Genomic DNA, 12,604 nt, shown 5'->3' on the forward strand with positions numbered 1-12,604 from the left:
ACCGATGACCGACTCCGTGCCGGCCGCCGAATTCGTCCGGCGGCTCGCCGGGACCCTGCACCGTCGCCCCCGGTTGCAGCTGTCTCTGCTGCTCTCCGCGCCACTGGCGTGGCTGGTCCTGGCCTACCTCGGCTCGCTTTCCGTCCTGTTCCTGTCCGCTTTCTGGGCCACGGACTCCTTCACCTCCAACGTGGTGAGGATCTGGAACACGGACAATTTCACCGCGCTGTTCACCGCCGACGTCTACCGGCAGGTCGCCCTGCGCAGCGTCGGCGTCGCCCTCGCGGTCACCGCGCTGTGTGTGCTGATCGCCTTTCCGATCGCCTTCTATACCGCCCGCATCGCGAGCCGCAAGTGGCGGCCGCTCCTCGTGGTGGCCATCCTCACTCCACTGTGGGCCAGCTACTTGGTCAAGGCGTATGCCTGGCGGCTCATCCTCGCTCAAGGCGGCTTGCTCGACTGGGTGTTGGGGCCACTCGGCATCAAGGGGCCCGGCTACGGCCTGACCGCGACCGTCCTCGTACTGACCTACCTGTGGCTGCCGTACATGATCTTGCCGATCCACGCCGGACTGGAGCAGCTCCCGGCCAACCTGTTGGATGCCTCCGCCGACCTCGGCGCCCGCACCGGCCGGACCCTCCGGTCAGTGGTGCTGCCGATGATCCTGCCGTCCATCGCGGCCGGCTCGGTCTTCACGTTCTCGCTCAGCCTCGGCGACTACATCGCCGTACAGATCGTCGGCGGCAAGACGCAGCTCATCGGCAACCTCATCTACTCCAACATCACCCTGGACCTGCCGCTGGCTGCCGCACTCGGCACGGTGCCCGTGGTGATCATCGTGCTCTATCTGCTCGCGGTGCGCCGCACCGGAGCCCTCAGCAGTCTCTGACTACTCTCCCGCACCTCCGCATCACGCATAGCGAAGGCCCCCGATGAATCTCTCCCGCCCCGCGCGCGTCACACTGCGCATCGCCGCCGGGCTCGGCTTCGCGGTGATCTACGTTCCGCTGCTCCTTGTTCTCGTCAACTCCCTCAATCCAGACCGTAGTTCTGGGTGGCCCCCACCCGGTCTCACCTTCGACTGGTGGGTCGACGCCTGGCGCAGCTCCGGCGCCCGCGACGCGCTCTGGACCTCTGTCAAGGCCGGGATCGGCGCGACCGCGATCGCCCTGGTCCTCGGTACGCTCGTCGCCTTTGCCTGCCAGCGTTACAAGTTCTTCGGACGCGAGGCCATCTCCTTTGTGGTCGTCCTGCCGATCGCGCTGCCAGGCATCGTCACCGGCGTCGCGCTCAACACTGCCTTTCGTACGGTCCTTGAACCGCTTGGCGTTGGCCTGGGGATGTTCACGGTGGTCGTCGGCCACGCCACCTTCTGTATGGTGGTCGTCTTCAACAACGTGATCGCCCGGCTGCGCCGGATGCAGGTGACGTACGAGGAAGCCGCCATGGACCTCGGGGCTCACACCTTCCGTGCGTTCGTCGACATCACCTTCCCGCTGGTGCGCTCCGCGCTGGTAGCGGGCGGACTCCTTGCTTTTGCCCTGTCCTTCGACGAGATCGTCGTGACGACCTTCACCGCCGGGCCTGGCGTCCAGACTCTCCCCGTCTGGATCTTCTCCAACATGGCCCGCCCCCAACAGGCCCCCGTCGTCAACGTCGTCGCCGCCGTCCTCGTCCTGCTGTCCGCCATGCCGATCTACCTCGCCCAGCGGCTGTCGTCGGACACTGCCTCCGGCAGCCGCATCTGACTACTGCAGCCTATGCACGGATTGGCAGCGACGAGTGCCTGCAGGTCACGGAGCCGTCCGTGACCTGCAGGCACTCGGCCCCGTTGATTCGCAGCCGCGCGTCGAGCGAAGCCGGGGAATCGCCGTCCGCACCCGGGACGAGGTCACCCCGGCGGAGGATCCGAAGCACGCCAGGCGAACCCGAGTCCTTCCAGCCACGCTGGAGGCAGTTCGGCGTCCTCCCATTTTCTCCGCAGTGCCGACGGTGAGGTGGTGAGGCGTTCGAGTACGGCGACGCTGGTGGGGGAGTGGAGGAGGGAGTATCGGCCGTGTACGGCGATGCGGCTACCGGGCCCGTACTGCGCGTACAACTGAGCCAGGTGCGCTCGATGGGACTCGGCGAACTCCTCCAGCCGTCCCGCGTACCCGACCCGCTCCACGATGTTCATCGTGCCGAGTACCGCGGTGAGGACCTCGTCCGACGCCTCGGGGTCGAGGTCCGAGGTGTGGCTGAACGCGAGATAGAGCGGCGTCACTGTGACCTTCGCACGCTCTACATCCACCGTCCCGACGGGGGGACGGCCACGCGCGGCGTCCCCCTGACAGCTCGGGTGTACGGAGTCGGACATCGCCGGACCGATGGCACGCTGGAGGGCTCGCTCAGCGATACGGACGAGGTCATCGCTGACGGCCTGGGCGCCGTCGAGCCAACCGCTGCGGTATGGCTCTCCCTTACCCTCCGGGACGCACTCGGCCTTTCCGACCTCGCTGTGCGCGTCCGCGATCGCGCCGGCTTCGACAAGCGCGATCAGCTCTTCGGCCTCGCCCTGGCACACGCCTGCACGGTCGAGGAGTTCGAGGAGAGTCTTCTTCGCACTCATGACGCTGGCGGAGTCCAGCGGGTGCCGGCCCTCTTCGGCGGTGTTGATCGTGTCCTCCTCGTCGGCCTCGGCCTGGTACTTCTGCAGGTGCATCAGCATGACGTGGTTCTTGCCTCTCACTGTCTGTGCCTTGGCTGAGAGGCTTTCAGCCGGGAGTGGCCGCCGTCCAGCTCCTCAAGGCTCGACGGACACGACAGGTTGCGGTCGCCCGGGGGCCGTTCCGGACCCGCCCGTCTCCGTACGAGCCCGGGGCGGCGAGAGCACAGGCGCGTCTGCTCGGCGGAACAGGGCCCCGACCGGCGTGCGGGGCTCCAGCCGAACAGGATCGGTGCCGCAGCCCAGTGCCCGTTCCACCGCTGCGTAGGTGACGCCGTGGTCCGCAGGGTCTCGGCGACGACACCCGGACGTGACGTCAGGGCAACTGGATGCCGTCATCGTGCGCTGGTGCGGAGAAGCGCCGGGCAGCCGCCTCGGACCGCTGGTCAGTGATCCAGTGCACCTTTGAGGCGCGATACGGTGGCGACGACCTCGGGAATGACCGGTCTGTGCGTCAGATGTAGTCCTCCAGACGTGCCACCGTGAAGCCCTGTTCCTGGATGTGGCGCAGCATGTTCGCCGTCATCTCGGTCATCGAGTGCCCCTTGAGTTCTCCGGGGCCACGGAAGTGGGCCAGGATGATGTCGCCGGGGTGGAGCTTCTTGTCGGGACGCTGGTACTGCATGTTGGTGATCTGCATGGACTCGCGCCAGAGTACGATCGCTTCGACTCCGCACTGTCCCGCGGCGCTGCGGGTGCTCTCGTTCCAGTTGCCGTAGGGCGGTCGCAGCAGACGCGGGACGGTTCCGTACTCCTTGCCGAGCCTGGTCTGCTGGCCGCAGATCTCCTCGCGTTGCGCGGCCGCGCTCTTGGTGCGCAGGTTGGGGTGGGTCAGGGTGTGGTTCTGAATCGTGTTCCCGAGCTGCTGCAGCGGCTTGAAGTAGTCGTAGTCGGCGCTGATGAGCGAGTCGGTCAGGAACATCGTGAAGGGGACCTTCAGTTCGCGCATCATTTTGACGAACCTGGGGTCTTTCTCGGCGCCGTCGTCGAAGGTGATGAAGACTATTTTGTCTTTGGTGGGTATGTCACTGATGACCGGCACCGGTTCGCCCGCCCGGCGTTTCACTGGCTTGACCTTCGGCGGGGCGGGCGGTGCGGCGAGAGGCTTGAGGCCCCAGGCGCGGAAGGCCGCGGCGTCGTGTGCGGTGCCTGCGACGGGCGCTGTGTCTTCCGCCCGGGGGGACGCCGCCGGCGCGCGAACGGAGCTCGAAGCGGCAGGCTCTGCCGCCTGGAAGCCCGCCGAACAGCCCGATATGAGCAGGACGCCGGTGAGCGCCAGTCCCGCGATTTTCTTGTCCACTCGAGAACCTCAAGTCCCGTACATATCTTCTATGGCGTCCTGCTTGACGGAAGAATCGGCTGCGGCGTTCCCGCAGGTCGGTGTGATCTGAACAGGGGTTCAGGGGGTCGGCGGACGAAGATCGTTACACCTTCCGGGACGTGAGTCCCGCTGATGGACCTCCAGCGGCTCGAAGGGCCAGCGGTGGACCGGCGGGGAATCAAGTCGGCTGCGGGCCCGGGAGTTCGGGCGGTTCGGCGTCGGCCACCTCCCGCCAGGTGATGACGAGGACCTTGTTTGCCTGGCGCGGAGGTCAAGGGCCGGCTCAACCTCGAACAGCACCACGGCCGCACACCTGCCGACGTCGTCGCCGCCTCATGCAGCGCATGTTCATGCTGACGACGCCATCTGGCACAACGACCAGACTGGACAGCCCGTCCTGCGCTCACTGACCGCCCACGACCACTAACCCTTGGAATCGCTCATCCAGGCCCTTCGCGCGCCCCGGGCTGCTGCAGTCGGGACGCGAGCTCCCCGGGCAGGGCGTCCCGGTTGGCCGGCGTGAGGTGCACGACCTCGATGTCGGTACGTCGCTTGAGGGCGTCGGTGAACGGGTCACGGTGTGCGTGGACGGTAGCGACGACGTCGACCTCTGCGGCGAACAGCGCCTCGACTGCGTCGCGGAACGCCGTGCACGCCAGTTCCATCCGGCCCAGCTCGTCGATGAGCACCAGTCGGCCTGGCGCCTCGTCGGTCGCCGCCGACCGCAGCGACGGTAGCGCCAGTCGTTCCATGACGTCCGGATCGACCCCGTACTTCCCCACCCGCGGCGGACCGGGCAGGTCGACATGGGCGAGCACCTGCCGCCGCCCCGCCAGGGTCTCCAGGGCGAAACCGACGCGGGCGCCGGACTGCCTGATCTCCTCCGTGGTGAAGCCGGTGGCTGCGCGGGTGGGCAGCAGCGCAGCCAGTCGACGCAGGGCGGTGGTCTTGCCTGCGCCAGGGCGGGCCTCGAGCAGGATCCTTGTCGGCACACAGCCATCCTTACCCCCGCCTGGTGGAGTGGGCCGGTCGGACTCGGCCGAACGGGGGGGTTTGCGGTGCGGACCGGTGGCGGTGCCGTCCTGGCGGGTATGGCGGCGCGCATGAGCAGAATTGAACTCAGCAGTACCGCGTTCGACGACCATACGGTGATCCCCCGGAGGTACAGCGGGGAGGGAGAGAACATCTCGCCGCCCCTGACCTGGTCGGGGGTGCCCGACGAGGCCACGGAGCTGGTCCTCCTGTGCGAGGATCCGGACGCACCGGGGAAGACCTTCGTGCACTGGCTGGTGACTGGCATCGATCCGGGGACCACCGGGGTGGTGGAGGGGCAGAAGCCCCATGGCGGCCTGCCGTGGCCCAATGGTTTCGGGCGCATGGGCTGGGGCGGGCCGATGCCGCCACCGGGGCACGGGCCGCACCGCTACTTCTTCCGCCTGTACGCCCTGTCCGGACCGCTGCCGCTGCACGACCACCCGGGCGCCGAGGACGTGCACCGTGCCCTGCAGGGCCGGGAGCTGACCTCCGGCACCCTGGTCGGGACCTATCAGCGCTGAGCGCATCAGCCGGTGATCCGGGCAGCAGAGCGCGTCGGCGTCAGGACGGGGTACCCGCGTCGCTGTATCGCAGCAGGGCGCCCACGCCCTCGTGCAGCCTCAGCGCACTCTCCGGTACGACGACCAGCTCGGCACCGGTGCCGACGAGGGCCCGGACGAGGGCCTCGTCGGCGCGCTCTTCGCGCGGGGCCCGCACACCGAAGGACACAAGCTCCGCCTCGGTCAGGGCGAGCTGGGCGGGCCGGGAGCCGACCCAGAGCCGCAGCGAGGATTCGGGCGGCCGGTTCAGCAGCAGGACCGCGACCTGACCCCGCTGGAGGGCGGCGACGGTGGCGGCCAGCCCCTCCGTCAGGGGCCCGTCCAGGGCACGCCGACTGATGTAGATATCAACGAGTTCCCAGTCGTGCGCGGCCATGCGGCCGCGGAAGACGCCGTCGAGCTGTGGCTCCAGCAGGGCGCGTCCGGTGTCGGTGGGTGTGGGGCCGCCCACGCGTACGACCTTGTCCCGCAGGGTGTGCGGCAGGCGGCGGATCAGTACGTTGCACGCCCACTCGTTCCCGCCCACGACGACGGCGTCGGTATGGGCGTGCCGCGCCCGCTCGTCCAGCCGGTGGCCGAGCCGGACGGAGGCGCGGTGCCAGGTCGCCACCGCGACCCTGCGGTGCAGCCGCTCACCAGGAGTGACGGTGGACGCGGGCCAGATGCCGGTCTCCGCCTCCAGCGTCACCCAGCCGTGGGTGGCGGCGGTCGGAAGGCCGCTGTAGTGGACGACCACGGCCATGTAGGGGATCTCCGGCACGTGCTGGGTGACCAGGGGCATAGCGTCCGGCAGGGTGCTGTAGCGCGCGGAGTCGTGCTCGGGCGGGCTCGGAAGCTCCCCGTCCAGGACGAGCGTGCCGTGGGCGGCGAAGACGGCCTGCCCGTGCACCCCCGGCACTTCTGTGTCGGCGCCGACGACCTCCTCCAGTGTGTTCAGCAGAGACCGGTCCGCGCCCTGACGGGACAGGCTCTCGCGCAGCCGCCGCCAGCGCAGCGCGATCGCCCGCTCGGGATGGTCGACGTCTCGGGAGGTGTCCAGGTACACGGAGACGTACGGGCCCGGCTCCGCGTAGAGGGGCTCAAGGAACGACAGCCTCATCGCCACTCCTCGTCGATGGTCTCCACACCTTCGATGATGCGCCTGCCGCCGATCCCCAGCGGCCCACCTCGCCGAACGCCGCCCGGAGGTCGCCGCCACCCTGCTGCGCAGCACGCAGCAAGCCCGGGATGAAGAGCAGGCACGAGCCGCGGTGATCGTTCTACCGCTGGGATGGCCGCCCCACCGCGCTCAGGCTGAAGTGACGCCTACTGCCGGACGCTCCAAACCCCGGACCTCAGTGGGGGACAACCTCGAGAGATCCCTGGGGGATCGATATCGAAGGGGGGAAACAGGGGAAGGTGTCGCGCTGCCGCGCGGGGAACTGAACTGTGCCACCAGTGTCAGGAACCAGCCGCAACAACATGGACGTACAGGTAAGTTGTGGCCATCGATTGATTGTTTGTGGGGCTTGGAGGTCTTCATGAGTGAGCAGCAGCCGTCCGTCAGTCGGCTCGCCAGGCCGGTGTCGGAACGGATCGACACAACCAGGCCGCACTCCGCCCGCTTCTGGAACTATTTCGTCGGCGGCAAGGACAACTACGAGGTCGACCGTGAGATCGGCGACCAGATCAAGACGTTCTTCCCGGGCCTTGTTGACGTAGCGGTGGCGGGACGGCAGTTCCTGCGCCGCTCGGTGAGTCACCTGGTGGAGAATCAGGGTGTCCGGCAGTTCCTGGACATCGGGACCGGCCTGCCCACTGCGGACAACACACACCAGGTGGCCCAGGGCATAGCCCCCGAGTCACGCATCGTGTACGTGGACAACGACCCGCTCGTCCTCGCGCACGCTCGCGCCCTGCTCACCAGCTCACCCGAGGGAGCCACCGACTACATCGATGCCGACTTCTACGAGCCGGACGCCATCCTTGCCGAGGCCGCGAAGACACTCGACTTCGACCGGCCTGTGGCCCTGATGCTGCTCGGCATACTCGGTCACGCGGGCGACTTCTCGCGGGCGCGTGAGGTGGTGGGCCGGCTGATGGCGGGCCTGCCGTCTGGCAGCTACCTCGTGGTGTACGACGGCACGCGTACCAGCGAGGGCATGATCGCCGCAGAGAAGGCATACATCGAGAGCGGTGCCGTGCCTTATTACGTCCGTGAGCCGAGCGAGATCGTCACTCTCTTCGACGGGCTGCGGATCCTCGACCCGGGCTTTGTCCGGCTCAGCGAGTGGCGGCCCGACGCCGAGAGCGCGACCGTTTCCGCCGATGTCGATGCCTTCGGTGGAATCGGCGTCAAGGAGTGACTCGACGCGGGCACTCTCGTCGGCTGATCAGAGCCGGGGAGAAGGCCATCCCTGATCTTGCGTGGGTATCCCCGGCTTCAGCCGGGGAGGGAAACGCATCCTGAGCGCGGAGGCGCGGCTGCCAACGGGAATCTGGATCTGACGATCACTCATACTGGTTCTGGGGACGCTTATTTGACGCTGCGCGACGCCTATGGCGGTTCTGTCCAGACGTTCACAGTGCGGGCGGGAGCGACCGTGAACCACTCGGTGGACCTACGGGGGAGCAGCCGCTGGTACGACATCTCGGTGGCCTCCGACACGGATGCCACGTTCCTGCGCCGCTTTGCCGGACACGTCGAGACGGGCGAGGCGGGTACGAGCGATCCGGCCCTGGTGGCAGGCTGAATCAGCGGACTGGGGTGGGGCGCAGGTGTCCATGCCCCCACCCCCCCGATCAGTCTGACGTCTGACCACTCGTCGGCGGCTGCCGTCCGGATCACCGACATCGTCAAGGTCGTCCTCGGCCTTCACAACGCCACAAAGTGAGGTCGGAAAAGCATCAATGACCCGGTGATCGGCGGGCGATCACCGCCTGAACCCGGCCGAAAGGTCTACCGCTGATCTTCGAAGCCACGGGCGGCCGGGCCTGGCCCAGTTTGTCCTCCAGCACTGTAAACCGGGCATCCGAGATCTTAGGCATCGTCGCAGGCCCGGCGGAATGCAGGGCCTCCGGTCCACCCTCTCGCCAAGCTCGACGCCGGCGTTCCACCGAACGCTCGCTCACCCGCAACTCCTTCGCGATCACCGGGGTCTTCTCACCCGCCGCGAACCGCCCGCCAGCCGTACCTGCTCACGAAACGCCCGCCGCTCAGCAGTCAGGCACCCACCTGCCGCATACCACCGGCATACAGCAGGGATCACCAAAAGTCACCACCCGACGACAATGCGAGAACCCGCCGCAGTTCACTCGTTTGGAGCGTTTGAGTCGCCGCCTTGAATGACGTGGGCTTTTCATTGAGCTGCACCGCAACGGCGTTTGAGTGGGAGGTGCAGTTCGTCCTTCTCCCGTCGTGGCGGATTCATCCACTCCGGTCGGCGATGCCACGCAGCAGAACGCGGACCTCGTTGCGCCGAACCCCGGAGGTCACCCTCGTGGTCACTGACACGTCCCAAGAGCTGAACCGGTCCCGGCCGCCGCTCATCGCACGCTGGCGCGAATCGGCAAACCAGCACCTCACCCCCACGAAAAGATCACTGATCGTGACGTGGATCGCCTTCGGCGTCACGTGGGGAACCGTGCGGACCATTACCCACGGCATTCGCGGCGGATGGCTGCCTTGGGGGAACATCTCCGCCGGCGGTCAGCACCTGCACCACTACAACTTCGGCATCGGCACCCTTGCCGGCATTGGCATCATCGCCGTACGCGGCGACGAGCGCGCCGTCGGCCACCCGGCCGTCGCCGCTGCCTACGGCGCAGGGACCGCCCTCATCGCCGACGAATTCGCCTTGCTCCTCGATCTGCAAGACGTCTACTGGGCCAAGCAAGGGCGCCTCAGTGTGGATGTCTCCTTCGGCATCCTTTCCGTACTCGGCGCATACCTGACCGCCAAACCGTTCTGGCACGAGTGCGCTCGGGCGACCCATCACCATGTCGTCTCCGCCGCCAAGCACCACCTGACACCCGCCAGGTAGGCCGCCCGCACCGGGGCGCTGACCGGCTCGGCGAAAAACCAGCACCAAGGACCCCCTCGACGTCGTGCGACGGGCGTTGGACACGTTTGGTCAAAAGATCGACGGCAAGTCCGCGGCCCCCGCGCCCCCGGAGCGCTCCGGGCCCGGCGTCGTGGGCGCACGTTCCTCGACGGGGCGGCGGTCGGTGCGGTGAGCGTGATCGCCGTGGCCGCTTGGCAGCTGCACCGTGTACCTGTGCGGCGACGAGGACGGTCTCTTCCTCGGGCAGTACTGGACGTTCCGCTTCTACTCCACGTTCCGCGCCTGGCAGCTGGTCAGCAGGAACAGCGGAAAATGCGTGGCGGTCCGCGAGGACGGCGGCGACCTCGAACAGGCCCTCCAGCTGTCGGGCGGCAGCGACGGCTGGCTGCTCCGGCCGACCTCACCGGCGAACGCCCGAGCCGCCTGGCATGCGCAGTACCGAGCGGTGTGCCTAGCGTGGAAGACGCGGATCCGTACGTACGGAGACGGCCCGGATGCACGTAGAGCGTAGTTCTGTCCCTGGGAAGACGGCCGCGGACGGGCCTGCGGGACACCGGTCGCGGTGGCGCCGCACGCGTTCGTGGCTGAGCGTCCACAGCGTGGCCGGGCAGGTGTTCCTGTGGATGCTGGTGGTCGTTTTGCTGCTGGTCACGGTGGGGCTGTCGGCGCTCATCCTGCAGGCCCGGAACTCCACCACGAAGGACGCCGAGCACAGCACGCGTGCCGCGGCCATCGCTCTGGCGGCGGATCCGGCGACAGCGAAGGCACTGGACAGCCGTCATCCGACCGCGGCGCTGCAGCCGGTCGCGGAGAATATTCGGAAGAGCGCTGGCTTCGACTATGTCGTGGTCTTCAGCCCCCAGGGGATCCGTTACACCCATCCCAACCCCGAGCTGATCGGAAAACACGTCTACGGCGGGTACCGGCCCGCCCTGAAGGGCCCGTACACCAGCAGCTTCAAGAGCCCCCTGGGGTGGGCCGTGGACTCGACGGCCCCGGTGCGCAGACCCGACGGTTCCGTCGCCGGACTGGTCTCGGTGGGCGTCACGGTCGAGCGCCTGGGCAACTCGGTGCAGCACGAGGTGCCGCTCCTGCTCGGCGGCGCCGCCGCCGCACTCTGCCTGGGCATGGGCGGCGCCGTACTCGTGCGGCGGCGCCTGTACCGTCAGACGCGCGGCCTGGGCCCGGACGGGATCACGAGGATGTACGAGCAGGTCGAACTGTCCCGTGAGCGGCTGCAACTCCTCTACGACGCCGGGGTGCGGGTCGGTACCACCCTGGATGTGGTGCGCACCGCGCACGAGCTCGCGGAGGTGGTGATTCCCCGGTTCGCGGACTTCGTCACGGTCGAACTGGCCGACCCCGTCCTGCACGGCGACGAGCCGTCCCCGGACACCGGCAAGTCCGGCGGACCGAAGATCCGCCGCATGGCCATGAGCGGCATCAGGGACGACCCGCCGCTCTATCCCCTGGGATCCATGATCAGCTTTGTTCCCGCCGCAGCCGGGGGCGCGAGCCCGGAGACCGGGCACGCGGCGCGGGCCGCCGATCTGCACCAGGCGCACGCCTGGCGGGCCCGCGACCGGGACAACACCGACGCGATCCTCGCGTACGGGATCCACTCCCTGATCTCCGCGCCCTTGCAGGCGCGCGGCCTGACCCTGGGCATGGCCCACTTCTGGCGCGCGGAGCCCTCCCCGCCGTTCGGGGACGACGACGTCGCCTTCGCCGAGGAGCTGGCCAGCCGCGCGGCCATCTCCCTCGATAACGCCCGTCGCTTCACCCGCGAGCACACCATGGCAGAGGCGCTGCAGCGCAGTCTGCTGCCCCGCGGGCTGCCCGAGCAGAGCGCCCTGGACCTGGCGTACCGCTATCTGCCCGCCCACCACAGCGTGGCCGGCGACTGGTTCGACATCATCCCCCTGTCGGGATTCCGCGTGGCGCTGGTCGTCGGCGACGTCGTCGGCCACGGCCTGCACGCCGCAGCCACCATGGGCAGACTGTGCACGGCCGTGCGCAACTTCTCCGCCCTCGACCTGCCTCCCGACGAACTGCTTGCCCGTCTCGACGACCTCGTCATCAGCCTCGACCAGGCGAGCACCGGCACCTCCGAGGAGGTCGACGTCACGGGCGCCACCTGCCTGTACGTGATCTACGACCCGGTCTCCGGAGACTGCACCATGGGCAGGGCGGGCCATCCCGCCCCCGCGCTCGTACGTCCCGACGGCAGCGTGGACTTCGTCGACCTGCCCGCAGGGCCGCCGCTCGGCGTCGGAGGACTGCCCTTCGAGGTGGCGGAGCAGCGGCTGGGGGAGGGGACCCGGCTGGTGCTGTATACCGACGGCCTCGTCCACGACCGGCACCGCAGCATCGACGACGGACTTGCCGCACTGCGCGGCCACCTGGTCCGTACCGCCGCCGAGAACGCTCCGGAGGCGGTCTGCGGAGCCGTCTTCGACGCGACTGCCCCGCCGGAGCCGCGCGACGACGTGGTGGTCCTCGTCGCGCGCACCCGCCTGTTCAAGCCCGGCCAGGTCGCCTCGTGGGACGTGCCGGCCGATCCCGCCGCCGTCTCACGGATTCGCTCCGAGTGTGTCGAGCAGCTCTCGGCATGGGGACTCGACGGCCTGGCCTTCACTGCGGAACTGATCCTCAGTGAGCTGATCACCAACGCCATCCGGTACGGCACCGAGCCGATCCACGTCCGCATGCTGCGCGACCGCACTCTGGTGTGCGAGGTCTCCGACGGCAGTAGCACATCCCCGCATCTGCGCTACGCCGCCACGACGGACGAGGGCGGCCGCGGACTGTTCCTGGTCGCCCGCCTCGCCGAGCGCTGGGGCACCCGGTACACCCCCCGAGGCAAGGTCATCTGGTGCGAGCAGTCCCTGGTGGCTGCCACGGAGGACCTGTTCGAGGTACTGGCCTTCTAGGGAGGGGC

At 68.5% G+C, this 12,604-nt stretch carries 13 protein-coding genes; 8 read left to right on the top strand and 5 right to left on the bottom strand.

The window, feature by feature from the left end:
• Positions 1-4: 4 nt before the first annotated feature.
• Both ACNPQM_RS17305 and ACNPQM_RS17310 read left to right on the top strand, forming a co-directional pair.
• Entirely contained in the window at positions 5-889 is an 885-nt protein-coding gene (locus ACNPQM_RS17305) for an ABC transporter permease (RefSeq protein WP_418084677.1), read from the top strand.
• Positions 890-932: 43 nt separating this feature from the next.
• Positions 933-1,748, top strand: a complete 816-nt coding sequence (locus tag ACNPQM_RS17310; protein WP_418084678.1) for an ABC transporter permease — start codon at positions 933-935, stop codon at positions 1,746-1,748.
• 143 nt (positions 1,749-1,891) lie between these two features.
• Here ACNPQM_RS17310 and ACNPQM_RS17315 read toward each other — a convergent pair whose 3' ends face one another.
• The 3 genes from ACNPQM_RS17315 to ACNPQM_RS17325 form a co-directional block, all read right to left on the bottom strand.
• Complete coding sequence (locus ACNPQM_RS17315) at positions 1,892-2,707, bottom strand: hypothetical protein (protein WP_418084679.1); 816 nt, start codon at positions 2,705-2,707, stop codon at positions 1,892-1,894.
• A 451-nt stretch (positions 2,708-3,158) separates the two neighbouring features.
• Positions 3,159-4,004 (bottom strand): polysaccharide deacetylase family protein, encoded by an 846-nt coding sequence (locus ACNPQM_RS17320; protein WP_418084680.1) that lies wholly within the window; start codon positions 4,002-4,004, stop codon positions 3,159-3,161.
• Positions 4,005-4,465: 461 nt separating this feature from the next.
• Positions 4,466-5,017: a nucleoside-triphosphatase gene (locus ACNPQM_RS17325; RefSeq protein WP_418084681.1), complete on the bottom strand. Its 552-nt coding sequence runs from the start codon at positions 5,015-5,017 to the stop codon at positions 4,466-4,468.
• A gap of 111 nt (positions 5,018-5,128) precedes the next feature.
• Here ACNPQM_RS17325 and ACNPQM_RS17330 point away from each other — a divergent pair, with 111 nt between their 5' ends.
• A complete protein-coding gene (locus ACNPQM_RS17330) occupies positions 5,129-5,581 on the top strand; it encodes a YbhB/YbcL family Raf kinase inhibitor-like protein (RefSeq protein ID WP_418084682.1) in 453 nt (150 codons plus the stop codon).
• A 40-nt stretch (positions 5,582-5,621) separates the two neighbouring features.
• Here the strand turns inward: ACNPQM_RS17330 and ACNPQM_RS17335 are convergent, their stop codons facing one another.
• A complete protein-coding gene (locus ACNPQM_RS17335; RefSeq protein WP_418084683.1) occupies positions 5,622-6,719 on the bottom strand; it encodes a hypothetical protein in 1,098 nt (365 codons plus the stop codon).
• A 421-nt stretch (positions 6,720-7,140) separates the two neighbouring features.
• Here ACNPQM_RS17335 and ACNPQM_RS17340 point away from each other — a divergent pair, with 421 nt between their 5' ends.
• The gene (locus ACNPQM_RS17340; protein WP_358859658.1) at positions 7,141-7,965 is read left to right on the top strand and encodes an SAM-dependent methyltransferase; all 825 of its coding nucleotides are present in this window, start codon (positions 7,141-7,143) and stop codon (positions 7,963-7,965) included.
• 57 nt (positions 7,966-8,022) lie between these two features.
• Complete coding sequence (locus ACNPQM_RS17345) at positions 8,023-8,352, top strand: phospholipase domain-containing protein (protein WP_418084684.1); 330 nt, start codon at positions 8,023-8,025, stop codon at positions 8,350-8,352.
• Between the two features lie 154 nt (positions 8,353-8,506).
• On the opposite strand, the gene ACNPQM_RS17350 is transcribed toward ACNPQM_RS17345, so the two are convergent.
• The gene (locus ACNPQM_RS17350) at positions 8,507-8,752 is read right to left on the bottom strand and encodes a hypothetical protein (RefSeq protein WP_418084685.1); all 246 of its coding nucleotides are present in this window, start codon (positions 8,750-8,752) and stop codon (positions 8,507-8,509) included.
• A gap of 347 nt (positions 8,753-9,099) precedes the next feature.
• On the opposite strand from ACNPQM_RS17350, the gene ACNPQM_RS17355 reads away from it, so the two are divergent.
• From ACNPQM_RS17355 to ACNPQM_RS17365, 3 genes are all read left to right on the top strand, one after another.
• Positions 9,100-9,642: a hypothetical protein gene (locus tag ACNPQM_RS17355; RefSeq protein ID WP_327248733.1), complete on the top strand. Its 543-nt coding sequence runs from the start codon at positions 9,100-9,102 to the stop codon at positions 9,640-9,642.
• A 226-nt stretch (positions 9,643-9,868) separates the two neighbouring features.
• The gene (locus tag ACNPQM_RS17360) at positions 9,869-10,174 is read left to right on the top strand and encodes a hypothetical protein (protein ID WP_418084686.1); all 306 of its coding nucleotides are present in this window, start codon (positions 9,869-9,871) and stop codon (positions 10,172-10,174) included.
• Between the two features lie 88 nt (positions 10,175-10,262).
• Positions 10,263-12,596, top strand: a complete 2,334-nt coding sequence (locus tag ACNPQM_RS17365; protein WP_418084687.1) for a SpoIIE family protein phosphatase — start codon at positions 10,263-10,265, stop codon at positions 12,594-12,596.
• Positions 12,597-12,604 lie beyond the last annotated feature (8 nt).

It is taken from the genome of Streptomyces sp. NPDC056231 (assembly GCF_048270745.1).
GTDB lineage: Bacteria > Actinomycetota > Actinomycetes > Streptomycetales > Streptomycetaceae > Streptomyces.

Excerpts from the sequence above, each read along its gene's own strand:
- ACNPQM_RS17305 (WP_418084677.1), top strand. The coding sequence starts at position 5 with ATGACCGACTCCGTGCCGGCCGCCGAATTCGTCCGGCGGCTCGCCGGG.
- ACNPQM_RS17310 (WP_418084678.1), top strand. The coding sequence starts at position 933 with ATGAATCTCTCCCGCCCCGCGCGCGTCACACTGCGCATCGCCGCCGGG.
- ACNPQM_RS17315 (WP_418084679.1), bottom strand. The coding sequence starts at position 2,707 with ATGCTGATGCACCTGCAGAAGTACCAGGCCGAGGCCGACGAGGAGGAC.
- ACNPQM_RS17330 (WP_418084682.1), top strand. The coding sequence starts at position 5,129 with ATGAGCAGAATTGAACTCAGCAGTACCGCGTTCGACGACCATACGGTG.
- ACNPQM_RS17335 (WP_418084683.1), bottom strand. The coding sequence starts at position 6,719 with ATGAGGCTGTCGTTCCTTGAGCCCCTCTACGCGGAGCCGGGCCCGTAC.
- ACNPQM_RS17340 (WP_358859658.1), top strand. The coding sequence starts at position 7,141 with ATGAGTGAGCAGCAGCCGTCCGTCAGTCGGCTCGCCAGGCCGGTGTCG.